Origin of the sequence: Streptomyces sp. NPDC059582 (assembly GCF_042735715.1) — a bacterium.
Classification (GTDB): Bacteria; Actinomycetota; Actinomycetes; order Streptomycetales; family Streptomycetaceae; genus Streptomyces.
In genome coordinates this window covers 109,133-120,996 of record NZ_JBHWCC010000007.1, presented here as the reverse complement: position 1 = coordinate 120,996, position 11,864 = coordinate 109,133, and the positions used below count along the sequence as shown (strand labels likewise).

Annotated in this window: 16 protein-coding genes and 1 pseudogene; 12 read left to right on the top strand and 5 right to left on the bottom strand. The window is 67.6% G+C overall.

Features of this window, described 5'->3' with window-relative positions:
* Positions 1–3: 3 nt before the first annotated feature.
* Positions 4–1,584: a type I restriction-modification system subunit M gene (locus tag ACFV0T_RS09205; RefSeq protein WP_385776146.1), complete on the bottom strand. Its 1,581-nt coding sequence runs from the start codon at positions 1,582–1,584 to the stop codon at positions 4–6.
* A 246-nt stretch (positions 1,585–1,830) separates the two neighbouring features.
* Here ACFV0T_RS09205 and ACFV0T_RS09200 point away from each other — a divergent pair.
* Positions 1,831–1,977, top strand: a pseudogene (locus tag ACFV0T_RS09200) (IS5/IS1182 family transposase); the annotation flags it as partial.
* 580 nt (positions 1,978–2,557) lie between these two features.
* Here the strand turns inward: ACFV0T_RS09200 and ACFV0T_RS09195 are convergent.
* From ACFV0T_RS09195 to ACFV0T_RS09180, 4 genes are read right to left on the bottom strand one after another with little or no spacing between them, the layout of a single operon-like run.
* Positions 2,558–2,944, bottom strand: a complete 387-nt coding sequence (locus ACFV0T_RS09195; RefSeq protein WP_385776144.1) for a hypothetical protein — start codon at positions 2,942–2,944, stop codon at positions 2,558–2,560.
* Between the two features lie 21 nt (positions 2,945–2,965).
* Positions 2,966–3,367 carry a hypothetical protein gene (locus tag ACFV0T_RS09190; RefSeq protein WP_385776142.1) on the bottom strand — a complete coding sequence of 134 codons (402 nt, stop codon included), beginning with the start codon at positions 3,365–3,367 and terminating at the stop codon, positions 2,966–2,968.
* Positions 3,361–3,789: an ATP-binding protein gene (locus tag ACFV0T_RS09185; protein ID WP_385776324.1), complete on the bottom strand. Its 429-nt coding sequence runs from the start codon at positions 3,787–3,789 to the stop codon at positions 3,361–3,363. The genes ACFV0T_RS09190 and ACFV0T_RS09185 overlap by 7 nt, the downstream gene beginning before the upstream one ends.
* A gap of 46 nt (positions 3,790–3,835) precedes the next feature.
* Positions 3,836–4,267 (bottom strand): NUDIX hydrolase, encoded by a 432-nt coding sequence (locus tag ACFV0T_RS09180; protein ID WP_385776139.1) that lies wholly within the window; start codon positions 4,265–4,267, stop codon positions 3,836–3,838.
* A gap of 85 nt (positions 4,268–4,352) precedes the next feature.
* Here ACFV0T_RS09180 and ACFV0T_RS09175 point away from each other — a divergent pair, with 85 nt between their 5' ends.
* From ACFV0T_RS09175 to ACFV0T_RS09125, 11 genes are all read left to right on the top strand, one after another.
* The gene (locus tag ACFV0T_RS09175; protein ID WP_385776137.1) at positions 4,353–5,144 is read left to right on the top strand and encodes a GntR family transcriptional regulator; all 792 of its coding nucleotides are present in this window, start codon (positions 4,353–4,355) and stop codon (positions 5,142–5,144) included.
* 14 nt (positions 5,145–5,158) lie between these two features.
* On the top strand, positions 5,159–5,440 hold the full coding sequence (locus ACFV0T_RS09170; RefSeq protein ID WP_385776135.1) for a DUF3027 domain-containing protein: 282 nt from the start codon (positions 5,159–5,161) through the stop codon (positions 5,438–5,440).
* A 171-nt stretch (positions 5,441–5,611) separates the two neighbouring features.
* On the top strand, positions 5,612–5,968 hold the full coding sequence (locus ACFV0T_RS09165) for a hypothetical protein (protein WP_385521877.1): 357 nt from the start codon (positions 5,612–5,614) through the stop codon (positions 5,966–5,968).
* Positions 5,968–7,323, top strand: coding sequence for an FtsK/SpoIIIE domain-containing protein (locus tag ACFV0T_RS09160; protein WP_385776132.1), 1,356 nt, complete (start codon positions 5,968–5,970; stop codon positions 7,321–7,323). Before ACFV0T_RS09165 ends, ACFV0T_RS09160 begins: the two co-directional genes overlap by 1 nt.
* An 89-nt stretch (positions 7,324–7,412) precedes the next feature.
* Positions 7,413–8,036, top strand: a complete 624-nt coding sequence (locus ACFV0T_RS09155) for a DUF2637 domain-containing protein (RefSeq protein ID WP_385776130.1) — start codon at positions 7,413–7,415, stop codon at positions 8,034–8,036.
* 11 nt (positions 8,037–8,047) lie between these two features.
* Positions 8,048–8,239 carry a mobile element transfer protein gene (locus ACFV0T_RS09150; protein ID WP_385776128.1) on the top strand — a complete coding sequence of 64 codons (192 nt, stop codon included), beginning with the start codon at positions 8,048–8,050 and terminating at the stop codon, positions 8,237–8,239.
* Between the two features lie 16 nt (positions 8,240–8,255).
* Positions 8,256–8,450, top strand: a complete 195-nt coding sequence (locus tag ACFV0T_RS09145; protein ID WP_385521867.1) for a hypothetical protein — start codon at positions 8,256–8,258, stop codon at positions 8,448–8,450.
* A gap of 25 nt (positions 8,451–8,475) precedes the next feature.
* A complete protein-coding gene (locus ACFV0T_RS09140; RefSeq protein WP_385776126.1) occupies positions 8,476–8,721 on the top strand; it encodes a SpdD protein in 246 nt (81 codons plus the stop codon).
* Between the two features lie 157 nt (positions 8,722–8,878).
* Positions 8,879–10,180, top strand: coding sequence for a replication initiator (locus ACFV0T_RS09135; RefSeq protein WP_385776322.1), 1,302 nt, complete (start codon positions 8,879–8,881; stop codon positions 10,178–10,180).
* Positions 10,156–10,350, top strand: a complete 195-nt coding sequence (locus ACFV0T_RS09130) for a helix-turn-helix transcriptional regulator (protein WP_385776124.1) — start codon at positions 10,156–10,158, stop codon at positions 10,348–10,350. Before ACFV0T_RS09135 ends, ACFV0T_RS09130 begins: the two co-directional genes overlap by 25 nt.
* Complete coding sequence (locus ACFV0T_RS09125; protein WP_385776122.1) at positions 10,347–11,720, top strand: tyrosine-type recombinase/integrase; 1,374 nt, start codon at positions 10,347–10,349, stop codon at positions 11,718–11,720. Before ACFV0T_RS09130 ends, ACFV0T_RS09125 begins: the two co-directional genes overlap by 4 nt.
* Positions 11,721–11,864 lie beyond the last annotated feature (144 nt).

Sequence of the window (11,864 nt, the reverse complement as noted above, 5' to 3'; positions counted from 1 at the left end):
AGTTTAGACAAGCGCATTTCCCCCTGCTTCCAGCTCGGAAACGATGGCGTCGATCGACGTGCGCAGTTCCGCCTGCCGCGCCACTATGCGGGCGATCTCGGCGTTCAACTCGACGATGTCGACTTCCTCGCGCGTGTCCTCCGACTCCACGTAAGAGGACACAGCGATGTTGTAGTCGTTCGCCGAGATGTCCTCGTTACTGACGAGCGCGGTAAAGTGCTTTTCCGGCTCGCGTGTGGTGAACGCCTTGAGGATCCTAGCCTGGTGCTCTTCAAACAGCTTGTTCTTGTTGCCGGCGCGCTTGAACTCGGCCGAGGCGTCGATAAAGAGCACGTCGCTGTTTTTTTTCGACTTCTTCAGTACGAGGATGCATGTGGCGATCGTGGTGCCGAAGAACAGGTCGGCAGGCAACTGGATGACCGCGTCGACGTAGTTGTTGTCGATCAGGTACTTGCGGATCTTCTTTTCTGCACCCCCGCGGTATAGCACCCCCGGGAATTCGACGATTGCGGCCGTGCCGTCGACGGCGAGCCAGCTGAGCATGTGCATCGTGAAGGCCAGGTCGGCCTTCGACTTAGGCGCCAACACGCCCGCCGGCGCAAACCGCTCATCGTTGATCAGTAGCGGGTTCGCGTCGCCTTCCCACTTAATGGAGTACGGTGGGTTGGAGACGATCGCCTCGAATGGTTCATCGTCCCAATGCGCCGGGTCGATGAGAGTGTCGCCGTGCGCGAGGTTGAAGTTTGAGTAGTTCACGTCGTGGAGGAACATGTTGATCCGGGCTAGGTTGTACGTAGTCAGGTTGATCTCCTGACCGTAGAAACCCTGGCGGACATTGTTCTTGCCGAGCACCTTGTCGAACTTCAGCAGCAGCGAGCCTGACCCGACCGCGGGGTCGTAGACCTTGTTAACCTGCTTCTTGCCGACGACTGTGATGCGGGCCAGCAGTTCAGAGACCTCCTGCGGCGTGTAATACTCGCCACCGGACTTGCCCGCGTTGGCCGCGTACATCTGCATCAGGTATTCGTAGGCATCGCCGAACAGGTCGATCGAGTTGTCCTCGAACCGCCCCAGCGGCAGATCGCCGATGGCGTCGAGCAGCTTTACGAGCTTTTGATTGCGCTTGGCGACCGTCCCTCCGAGCTTGTTGCTGTTAACGTCAAGATCGTCAAACAGTCCCTTCAGATCGTCCTCGCTGTCGGTTCCCAGCGCCGAGCCCTCAATGTTCTTGAAGATCCGAGCGAGCGTCTCGTTGAGGTTCTCGTCCCGCGCGGCACGCTTGCGGACGTTGGCGAACAACTCCGACGGTAGGATGTAGAAGCCCTTCTCTGCCACCACCTCGTCACGAGCGGACTCGGCCTGCGCGTCGGGAAGCGCTCTGTAGTCGAACGACTCATCTCCAGCTTCATGTTCGCCGCGGTTGATGTATGCCGTCAGGTTCTCGGAGATGAAGCGGTAGAAGAGCATGCCAAGCACGTAGCTCTTGAAGTCCCAGCCGTCGACGCTGCCGCGCAGGTCGTTCGCGATACGCCAGATCGTCTTGTGCAGCTCTGCCCGCTGGCCTTCTTTGGTGGTCGGTGCCATGTTGCAGCTAGTCTCCTCCGCGCCACGGCGCGATCACGTTGCCTCGAAGTGCGCACCTAGGGTACCGGCGACACAGTCACGGCGGCTGCAGTTCCGATCATGATGGGGTGACCTGCAGTTCTGGGTGACAGGCTCGGTTACGCGGCCTGGAGGTCCGGTGTGGTCATGGCGATCTCGAATTCGACGAGGGTCAGGCGGCCGAGACGGTGTCACGTAACTGCTGGTTACTACTTAGATGATCTTGTTGTGGCTGGTGTGATCACGGCACCGGAGCCGTGCTGGATTGCCCCGTTCACCGGGCTGAGCCCGCGGCAGTTTGCCAAGCTCGTCACCGTGCTGCGGCGAGAGTGGGCCGATCCGGTTCGCCGGGGTCGGCCGTGGAACCTGCGACTTGTTGCTGTGGGCATACGAGCCTTCCCGGGCCTATCGGCACATCTCTGGGTTGTTCACTCCCTGAGCGGCGCCGTGATGGCGTTTGGCTCAACCCTCCACTTTCCCCAGCTCCCATCCCGTCCGCCGTCGACCCACACATCGTGGAGCGGGCGTGGTTCCTGGCGTCCAGGTGGAGCGCGCTACTGTACGAACGACCTGGACGCCAGGGGCCGCGTCTGCTCGGCTTTGCCTGGGTCGACGGTGGTCGGGATGGGAGCTCCCCACGCACACCCCTACGGACCCGCAGCCGGGAATGGCGCCCCGTCCATCCCGGTGCCGGCCGATCCCCCGCCGGAGGCATCGTCTTGCCCCTGGGCCGCGCTCCGCGGTGCTCGACTCATGGTCACCGGCCTATCCGCATGTGGGCGCGCGTCGGCGCAGCGCGGGCGGAGCGGGCCGAAGGCAGGAGCGGCGCCCGCAGCGGAGCCGGGAAGCGCGCCCGGCGGAGCGGAGCGCAGCCGGGGCTTGAACTAGTAGAGAAAGTTGTAACTCAGTCGGTCGCGTGAGACTGTCCGGTCCCGGGTGATGCTTGATGGCGTGGCTACGACGGGAGTTGGGCGCCGTTGTTGGAAGCGCGAAACTCGTCCAGCAAGTCGAAGAACATCTCCAGGGCAGGCTTGTCGGCCTGTTCCGCCGCGCGCTCGATCTCCACTGCCCAGCCCAGCGCGCTGGGGGATTCCATGTCCAGTCTGGCCCACAACCAGTCAGCGAACGGTCCCTGGCTCCCGGTAGAGAAGTCGGAGTTTTCGTCGATGCCGTGGACACTCAGGGCGGCTTGGTATCCGAACAGTACGGACTCCAGATGCAGAAGCGATCCCCCGCGCACCCACATGCCCGGACGCAGGCGTACTTGGTCCAAGAAGCCGTACACGTCGGTCAGCTCGCTCAGGTGACTGGGTTTTCGCCTGGCTTGCCCTGGCTCTGTCATGCGGGGCACCTTAGCGACCATTCAGACGGTCGGCGCAGGTGGGCTGCTGTCGCGAGGTTTGAAGTCTGTTGTGCATGAGGGAAGTTCGACGCCGCTACGGTGTGCGAGAGGGAGGTAGGTCACCGGGCTCACCGTCCAGGTGATGAGCGTGCGGGCGTGGGTGACTGAGACTGCCCACGGCACGCGGCGGATCAAGGCTCGGCGGGTGTTGACCCGGTGGTCGTGGAGCCATCCCCATGCTTCCTGCGAGGTGTCCGTGTCGAGGGCCGGCGAGATGGTCCGCAGGATCGTGGAGATCCAACTGTTCGCCTCGACCTCGGTGTACGCGTCGTAGGAACCGACGAGTGTCGGCGGTTGCTCGTCGTCCAGGCGCCGGGTCCAGCACTCGCACCAGTAGCCTCGCCGCACCTTGTCAGTCAGCACGGGTGACCTCCCGCGGGTTGGCCTGCGAACAGCTCGGCGGTGACCGTGTGGCTGCCGTCGTGCTCGCGGACGATGACGCGGTGGGCGATCGCGCTGACCATGCCCAAGCCTCGGCCGCGCTCGGTCTCCTGGTCCTGGTGCTCGGCTTTCGGAGCTGTGCTGGCGTCTCCGTTGTCCGTGACTGACAAGGCGACCACCTGCGCTGACACCGCCAGGGCCAGATGGAAGCTGCCCGACTCCCGGCCGCTGGCCGTGTGGAGGATCGCGTTCGCGCTCAGTTCGCTCACGATCAGTTCGGCATCGTCGGCTAATGGGGAGTCGTGCAGGATGTCGCGGGTCCAGCGGCGGGCCCGGCTGACCTCTTCCGGGAAACCTGGGCAAGACAGGCCCCAGACTCGCACCGTACTCGTATACTCGTGCATACAAGTTCCTTCATGCTGGTAGGCCGCCATGTGCAGCGGGTTCGGACTAGACGAGTTTCACGCCGTCGTGGGCGCGGATCGCCGGCGGGGATGCAGCGTCGAGCGCGTCCAGGACGCGGATCGCGTACGCCTCGTCGGCGAGTTCGGAGACTTCTTCACGAGTGGCCCAGCGCAGTGCGCGGGTCTCGTCGCCGGTGGTGGGCGTGCCGTCGGCGGCCTCGCAGCGGAAGACCAGGGAGACGATCAGGCCCGTCATGTTCTTGTAGACGCCGGTGAGGGTCGCGGGAAGTGCGATCTTGATGCCGGTCTCTTCGACGACCTCGCGTTGCAGGGCTTCGGGGATGGTCTCCTCGCGTTCGAGGACTCCGCCCGGGGGCTCCCACTTGCCGTTGTCCCGGCGCTGGATCAGGAGGGCCCGGCCCTGGTCGTCGACGACGACCCCGGCCACGCTGACGGAGTGCGGGCGTTCTGTGCTCACGTTCCTCGGCCCTCTCGGATGGTTAGGCTCTCCACCGTAGCAACAACACTCGCCCACTCGTCTAGATACCTAAAGGAGTGCACACGTGAGCCCTTCTCTTCCTTCGGGCCTCCTCGGCGATCTCGACCCCACGAGCGATCGTGCGGTCTTCCGGCAGATCGCCGATCAGCTACGCGAAGCCATCGACCGCGGGCGGTTCCGGGAGGGCGAGAAGCTGCCTTCGGAAGCCGAGTTGGTGGACCACTACGGGGTGTCCCGGATGACCGTCCGGAACTCCTTCTCCGTCCTCACCGGTGAGGGCCTGGTGCACGCCGAGCACGGCAAGGGCGTCTTCGTCCGGCCGCGCCCGCCGGTGCGACGGCTCGCCTCCGATCGGTTCGCCCGGCGCCACCGCGAGCAGGGGAAGTCCGCGTTCATCGTGGAAGCGGACGCCGCAGGCAGCCACCCCCAGGTCGACAGTCTTGAGGTGAAGGAAGAGAAAGCCAGCCAAGACGTCTCCACCCGACTGGGGTCCGTGCGGCGGGTGCTCGCCCGGCGGCGCCGGTACCTCCTCGACGGGCGGCCGGTCGAGTTCGCCACCTCCTACCTGCCCCTCGACATCGCCCGCGGTACGCAGATTGCCGAACCCAACCCCGGCCCCGGCGGCATCTACGCCCGTCTCGAAGAGTTGGGCCATCGCCTCGACCACTTCGAGGAGGAGATCCGCGCCCGGATGCCCTCGCCCGCCGAGGTGAAGACGCTGCACCTGGCGGCCGGCGTGCCCGTGATCCACCTGATCCGGACCGCCTTCGACACCGAGAAGCGGCCTGTCGAGGTCTGCGACACGGTCATGGCGGCGGACGCCTACGTGCTGTCGTACCAGCTTCCGGCCACGTGAGCGGGGATCGGGTTGTGTCCGGCGGCCCGTGGACGGGTGACGACCATGCACACAACGACGCATGCCATGAGCGCTGGTCGCAGGAGCAGAACAGGTCGACGCGCCAGCCCGGCTATCAGGACGAGTGGTACGACGAGCAGTGCGGCGGTTGTCGGTACTGGGTCGCGCTGAGCGGGGAGCTGGGGCGGGACTGGGGGGTCTGCACACGCAACGGCTCGGAGTTCGACGGGCAAGTCCGTTTCGAGCACGACGGATGCGAGCTGTTCGCCATGCGGGAGGACGGTTCGTTCGGATGACTGCGGGGCGGGCCTGCCGGTGCGTGGAGTCGCTTCTCCGAACTCGTACATCCCAACAGGCCTACTCGTATAGACGAGTTGGCAAGTTGTGTGGCAGGGTGGAGTCGTGGGGCCGAGGAATCGGTTCCGTAGATCGCATCTTGTATAGACGAGTAGATAGGGGAGTGTGCCTTGCGCACCATCCGCGTTGAGACCTCCGCCGCGACGATCCTGCTGACGGAGGCTCCGGAACCGAAGGTCCGTGACCGGCAGACCGGCGAGATAGCCAAGGACGCCGTGAGCGGTGAGGCGTTGATGACCATCGGCGTCGTGTACATCGAGGACGGAGAGTCCTCGCTCATCAAGGTCACCGTCCCGGAGGGCGGTGTGTCCGAAGGGCTGGCCCTCGGCTCGCCCGTCTCGCTGCCGGGGCTCATCGCCCGGCCGTGGGAGTCGGTGTTCAACGGGCAGCAGCGTCACGGCATCGCCTACCGGGCCGCCGCCGTCACCCCGGCCGCCTTCCCGGCCGCTCTGGGGGCCACGGCCTGATGACCGATCTCGTGACGTTTCTGGAGGTGGGGGGTCCTGCTGCCGCGCTCGGCGGTGGGGCCGCCTACACCAGGGCTCGGCATCCGGCCCTGTACTGGTCGGCCGTCGGCGGGCCGATATCCACCGTCCGCCTGCTCGGCTCGTACGCCTCGGTCATGGAGGCCTGTGGTCTGACCGTGGCCCCGTCTCGGCTGCGGGTCCTCACCGTCAAAGCCACCACGCGGCGGGAGGTGCGGCCCGTACCGCCCCGCCGGGGCATCATCCGACCCACGACCACCGGCTTACGGCTCCGCCTCCGTCTCGCTCCGGGGCAGGAACCCGCCGACGTCGCCGCCTCGGCGGAACGGCTGCGGCACGCTTGGGGTGTCCACGCCGTCTACGTGACCACCGTCAAGCCCGGTGTCGTCGAACTGCGGCTCGTCGGCTTCGACGTTCTGCGCAAGGTGCGGATGCCGCGTAAGAGCGATGCCGGGCTGCTCAAGGTCCCGGTCGCGCTGCGGGAGGACGCCATGCCCTTCGTGCGCGACTACCGGGCCGTGCCTCATCAACTCACCCTGGGTGCCACGCTCTCGGGCAAGTCCATGTACCTGCGGCACCTCGTCTCCGGGCTTGCCCGGCAGGACGTCGCCCTCGTCGGCATCGACTGCAAGCGCGGCGTCGAGCTGGCACCGTTCGCCCCGCGCCTGTCCGCCCTCGCCACCGACCCGGCCGAAGCCGCGGAACTGCTGCCCGTACTGGTGAAGGAGATGGAGGACCGATACGACCTGATCAAGGCCCGGCAGGGCATCGCACCCGGCACCCCCGACGAGGAGATCACCTCGGACATCTGGGGACTGCCCGAGAACGAACGGCCCGTGCCCGTCGTCCTGTTCGTCGACGAGGTGGCCGAACTCTTCCTCACCGCAACCCGCAAGGACGAAGACCGTCGCGACGAGATGGTCACCCAGCTCATCCGCCTCGCCCAGCTCGGCCGCGCGGCCGGCATCTACCTGGAGGTCTGCGGGCAGCGCTTCGGCGCTGAACTCGGCAAGGGCGCCACCATGCTCCGGGCCCAGTTGACCGGCCGCGTCTGCCACCGAGTCAATGACGAAGCCTCGGCCAAGATGGCCTTGGGCGACATCGCCCCGGAAGCCGTTCTCGCCGCCTGCGCCATCGCACCTGAGCTGCCCGGCCTTGCCGTCGCGGGGGACACGTCCGGCGGCTGGTCCCGCATCCGCACGCCCTACCTCTCCCTCGCCGACGCCGCCGACATCTGCCGGGAGACGGCCGAGCTGGCGCCCGACGTACGCGCGCTGAAGCCCTTCCGCCCCGACGTGCCCGTACGGCCCGTCGAGCTGTCGGCCGACGCCGCCTAGCTGCTCGCGCACCTCTTCACCGGCCGGCGTGACCGCCTCGCGCCGTGTCCCTACCCCTCCACGCCCTGAATCCGAAAGGAGTCGCCATCGTGCGCGCCCGACTGGCCCGGGTCGACGCGGTGCTCGTACAGGCGCTCATTGCCGCCGCGCTGTCCTTCGCCCACATCCATGACGTCGCCGTGGCGGCCGGACAGGACGGCTGGAAAGCCTGGGCCTACCCGGTGTCCGTTGACCTGCTGCTTGTCGCGGCCTGGCGTCGACTGCGCTCCGGTAGCGGCAAGGCGGCGGCCTGGTGCTGGTTCGTCATTGCCCTCGCCGCGTCCCTCGGCGCGAACGTCGCCACCGCCGGCCTGCTCGACCTGGCCGACGTCCCGGCCTGGCTGCGCATCCTCGTTGCGGGCTGGCCCGCCGTCGCCTTCCTCGGCGGAACCCTCCTCGCCCACTCGGCTCCCGAGACGACCCCGGCAGATACCGAGGTCATCGACGACCAGGAGGACGAGCCCGAACCCGTCCCGGAAGCACCGGCCCCACCCGCCATCGAGGCACCGGCGGAACGGCCTCCCGTCCCTGTCCCGACAGCCCTCGTCGACCACGCCCGCAAGGTCGCCGCCGAACACCACGCCCGTACCGGCGTCCCGATCGACACCCCGACCCTCCGGGCTCGCCTCGGCGTTCCGGAACCCATGGCCGAAGCCATCGCCGCCCGCCTCTGAAAGGAAGCCTGATGTCCGCGAACCGCCGTTTCCGCAACGTCACCCGCATCGGCCCCGTGCAGGTCGGCACCGCCTACGACCACCGCGGCCGGGAGAAGCACACCGCCGCCTGCACCGCCCCGCGCTGCAACTTCTCGGTCGACTACGACAGCCGGGCCGCCGCCGAGCTGGCCGCCCGCACCCATCGCTGCCCCGTCCGCTGAAAGGAACCGTCACACCGTGACCGTCAGCCTGCCGCTCGTCCTGGTCCTCGGCTTCTTCGTCTGGGGAGCGGTCAAGTACCTCGGCGTCCGCACCTGGGTCGTCGTCCTGATCGCGCTCTTCGGCTTCTGGCTCTCGCACACCTTCTTCGCCCCCGCCATCGAGTCCGGCACGCGCTCCGGCGTGAGCGTCATAAACGGCTCACATGCCTAGACGAGTAGATAAGGAGAGGCCTGCCGTGTTCCTGCCCAAGTACCCGGACAACCCGACACCGCCGCCCGCGCACATCCACACACCGACCGCCCCGACTCCCGTCCGTCGCTCGCTCCCGTCGGTCTCCATCGATCAGAAGACGGTCGCGGCCGTGCTCGTCGGCGGAGTCGTCCTCACCGCGCTCTTGGCCGCCGTCGCCGTCACGGCGATCTCCGTCGCCATCGCCGCCGTGGTCCTGCGCTCCCTGCTCCGCGACCAGCACCGCCGCTGAACTGCGCCCGCCTCCGGGGCGGCCACGGCACCGCCATGCATCGGGCCGCCCCGGGGCCTGTCACTTCCGACCGAGCCAGCCAGAAGGAGACGCCATCTTCACCCGCACCACTCCGCCGCCACTTCCGGAACTCGCCAAGCTCGCCTCACACGGCACCCTGCCCGGTATCCTCCGCCAGCTCTCCGGCCTCGGCGGCTGCACGCACCCCATCCGCCTGGACGGTCACCGCACCGAGTACGACGTCGACACCGCGACCGGTGAGATCGGCCGGATCCTCCAGCACCTCGACTCGGCCGGTCTCCCGGTCGGCCAACTCCTCGTCCGCTGCAACAACCGTCGTGTCACCCGCTGCCCGGCCTGCGCCGAGGTGTACCGCCGCGACACCTTCCAACTGATCACCGCCGGACTGCGCGGCGGCAAGGGCACCCCCGAACACGTCGCCGCCCATCCGCGCGTCTTCGCCACCTTCACAGCCCCCGGGTTCGGCCCGGTCCACAACCGCCGCACCGACGGCCGTCCCTGCCGCTGCGGCACTCACCACACCCCGGAGGACGAAGTACTCGGGACCCCGCTCGACCCAGACACCTACGACTACGAGGCGGCCGTCCTCTGGAACGCCCACGCCGGACCCCTCTGGCGACGGTTCTCGACCTACCTCCGCCGGGAGGTCGCCAAGCGCGCCGGTCTCTCCCAACGTCGCCTCCGCGACCACGCCCGCGTGTCCTTCGCCAAGGTCGCCGAGTACCAGAAGCGCGGTGCCGTCCACTTCCACGCCGTCATACGCCTCGACGGCCCCGGCGGCGGAGACACCCCGCCCCCGGCCTGGGCCACGGCCGAGATGCTCACGGACGCCATTGGCGCGGCCGCGGCCAAGGTCCGGGTCGACGGCCCGACCCTCGACGGCCGGGCCCACGTCTTTGCCTTCGGCCGCCAACTCGACGTCCGCACCATCCGATCCGCCGATTTCGACGGCGGCCAGGAGCTGACCGAGCGGGCCGTAGCGGCGTACATCGCCAAGTACGCCACCAAGGGCGCCGAGACGGCCACGGGAGCTCTCGACCGCCCGCTGAAGTTCGCCGCCGAACTCGCCCAGCTCGACATCAGCGACCACGCCCGCCGTCTCGTCCGAACCGCCTGGACCCTCGGCGCCCGCAAGGACCTGGAACACCTCCGCTTACGCGCCTGGGCCCACATGCTCGGCTTCCGCGGCCACTTCTCCACCAAGTCCCGCCGCTACTCCACCACCCTCGGCGCCCTCCGTACCGCCCGCGCCGAATGGCGTCGTGCTCAAGCGGCCGCCGCGCTGCCCGGGCGTGAGCCCGAGACGACGTACGTCCTCGCGCACTGGGCCTTCGCCGGAACGGGCCTCTCAGCCGCCGAAGCCTGGCTCGCAGCGTCCCTCGAACCCGCCCCCGGAACGGAAGGAGAACCGACATGGACCGTCGACGCGACGAGCTGATGACCGTGCACCAGATGCTCGACGAACTGGGCGGCGTCTCGCGGCGCACCTTCTACCGGTGGCGCGAGCTGGGCCTCGGCCCGGCTGCCTTCAAGCTGCCCAACGGCGAGCTGCGCGTTTGGCGGAGCGACTTCACCACCTGGCTGCGGCAGCTGGAGGCAGCGGCGTGAAATCTCTCGACGTGAAGGTGTGGGGTGTTCGCAAGCGGAACACGAAGAAGTCGTCTTATGACGTCCGGTGGATCGTCGCCGGCAATGTGTTCTCCGAGCAGTTCCGGACCAAGGGGCTGGCGGACCACTACCGGTCCAAACTGATGCAGGCCGCCCACGGCGGCGAAGGGTTCGACACAGTCACTGGCCTGCCTGACTCGATGGTCGAAAAGGCGGCCTCGATGAGCTGGTACGCCTTCGCTGTGCGGTACCTCGCCATGAAATGGCCCCACGCGGCACCCAACACGCGCAGCGGGATCAACGAGTCGCTGACGGCGGTGACCATGGCCCTCCTGGACGACCGGCCGGGGCGGCCACCGGAAGAGCTGATCAGGAAGACGCTCCGCAACTGGGCGTTCGTCCTTCCCGGACCTGATGAGCGCGAGTTGCCCGACGACGTCGCGAGCACCCTGAGCTGGGTATCGAAAGCCTCGCGGCCCTTGGCCGACCTTGGTGATGCCGCCCTTGCAAGGGCGGTCTTGGACTCTCTGAGGCTGAAGCTCGACGGGACCGCCGCAGCCGCGGAGACCGTCCGTCGTAAGCGTCGAACGCTGGTCAATGCCCTGCACTACGCGGTGGACCTCGGCGAGTTCAAAGAGAACCCGTTGGTCCGGATTCGCTGGAAGAAGCCGCAAGTCGCCGGTGAGGTCGACCCGCGCGTGGTCGCCAACCCCGAGCAGGCACGTGCTCTGCTGACTGCCGTGTCGTACATCGGCGGGTACGGCCGCGCTCGTGGTCGTCGGCTCGTCGGCCTGTTCGCCTGCATGTACTACGGAGCCTTGCGGCCGGCTGAAGCTGTGGCGCTCACTGAGGCGGATCTGAAGCTGCCCGAACGCGGCTGGGGCACGGCGCTTCTGAACCGGACCCGGCCCAGCGCCGGAAAGCAGTGGACGGACTCAGGCGAGACCCATGACGACCGGGGCCTGAAGAACCGTCCTGCGGAGGAGGTCCGGCTCGTTCCGATTCCGCCTCAGCTCATCGTCATGCTCAAGCAGCATCTCGACACCTTCGGCATTGCCGAGGACGGGCGGCTGTTCACGAACGAGCGCGGGGGAGTGGTCGGCTCGTCGACGTACTACCGCGTGTGGCAGGAGGCTCGGGCGCTGGCCCTTCCGCCGGCCGCGGTCGCCTCACCGCTCGCTGCGCGGCCGTACGACCTCCGGCACTCGGCCCTGTCGACCTGGCTCAACTCCGGGGTGGACCCGACCGAGGTGGCCGAGCGCGCGGGAAACAGCGTTGAGGTCCTGCTGAGCCGGTATGCCAAGTGCATCGACGGGCGTCAGGAGATCGCCAATCGGAAGATCGAGGAGTTGTTGCGCGAGTACGAGTGAGCCCGGTCGTACATGCCATGAGGCCCTTGGCATTCCCAGGGGCCTCTTCGCTGTCCCCAGCACTCCCGTGGCACTGTGTGCTCGTGCGCTATTCCGCGGATGATCTGCCAAGAGTCCTGGCCACTTGCTGGCTCTACTGGATCG

Coding starts and splice junctions, on each gene's coding strand:
- ACFV0T_RS09150 (WP_385776128.1), top strand. CDS start 8,048: ATGTCCGCGAACCGCCGTTTCCGCAACGTCACCCGCATCGGCCCCGTG.
- ACFV0T_RS09185 (WP_385776324.1), bottom strand. CDS start 3,789: ATGCACGAGTATACGAGTACGGTGCGAGTCTGGGGCCTGTCTTGCCCA.
- ACFV0T_RS09130 (WP_385776124.1), top strand. CDS start 10,156: ATGGACCGTCGACGCGACGAGCTGATGACCGTGCACCAGATGCTCGAC.
- ACFV0T_RS09160 (WP_385776132.1), top strand. CDS start 5,968: ATGACCGATCTCGTGACGTTTCTGGAGGTGGGGGGTCCTGCTGCCGCG.
- ACFV0T_RS09205 (WP_385776146.1), bottom strand. CDS start 1,584: ATGGCACCGACCACCAAAGAAGGCCAGCGGGCAGAGCTGCACAAGACG.
- ACFV0T_RS09195 (WP_385776144.1), bottom strand. CDS start 2,944: ATGACAGAGCCAGGGCAAGCCAGGCGAAAACCCAGTCACCTGAGCGAG.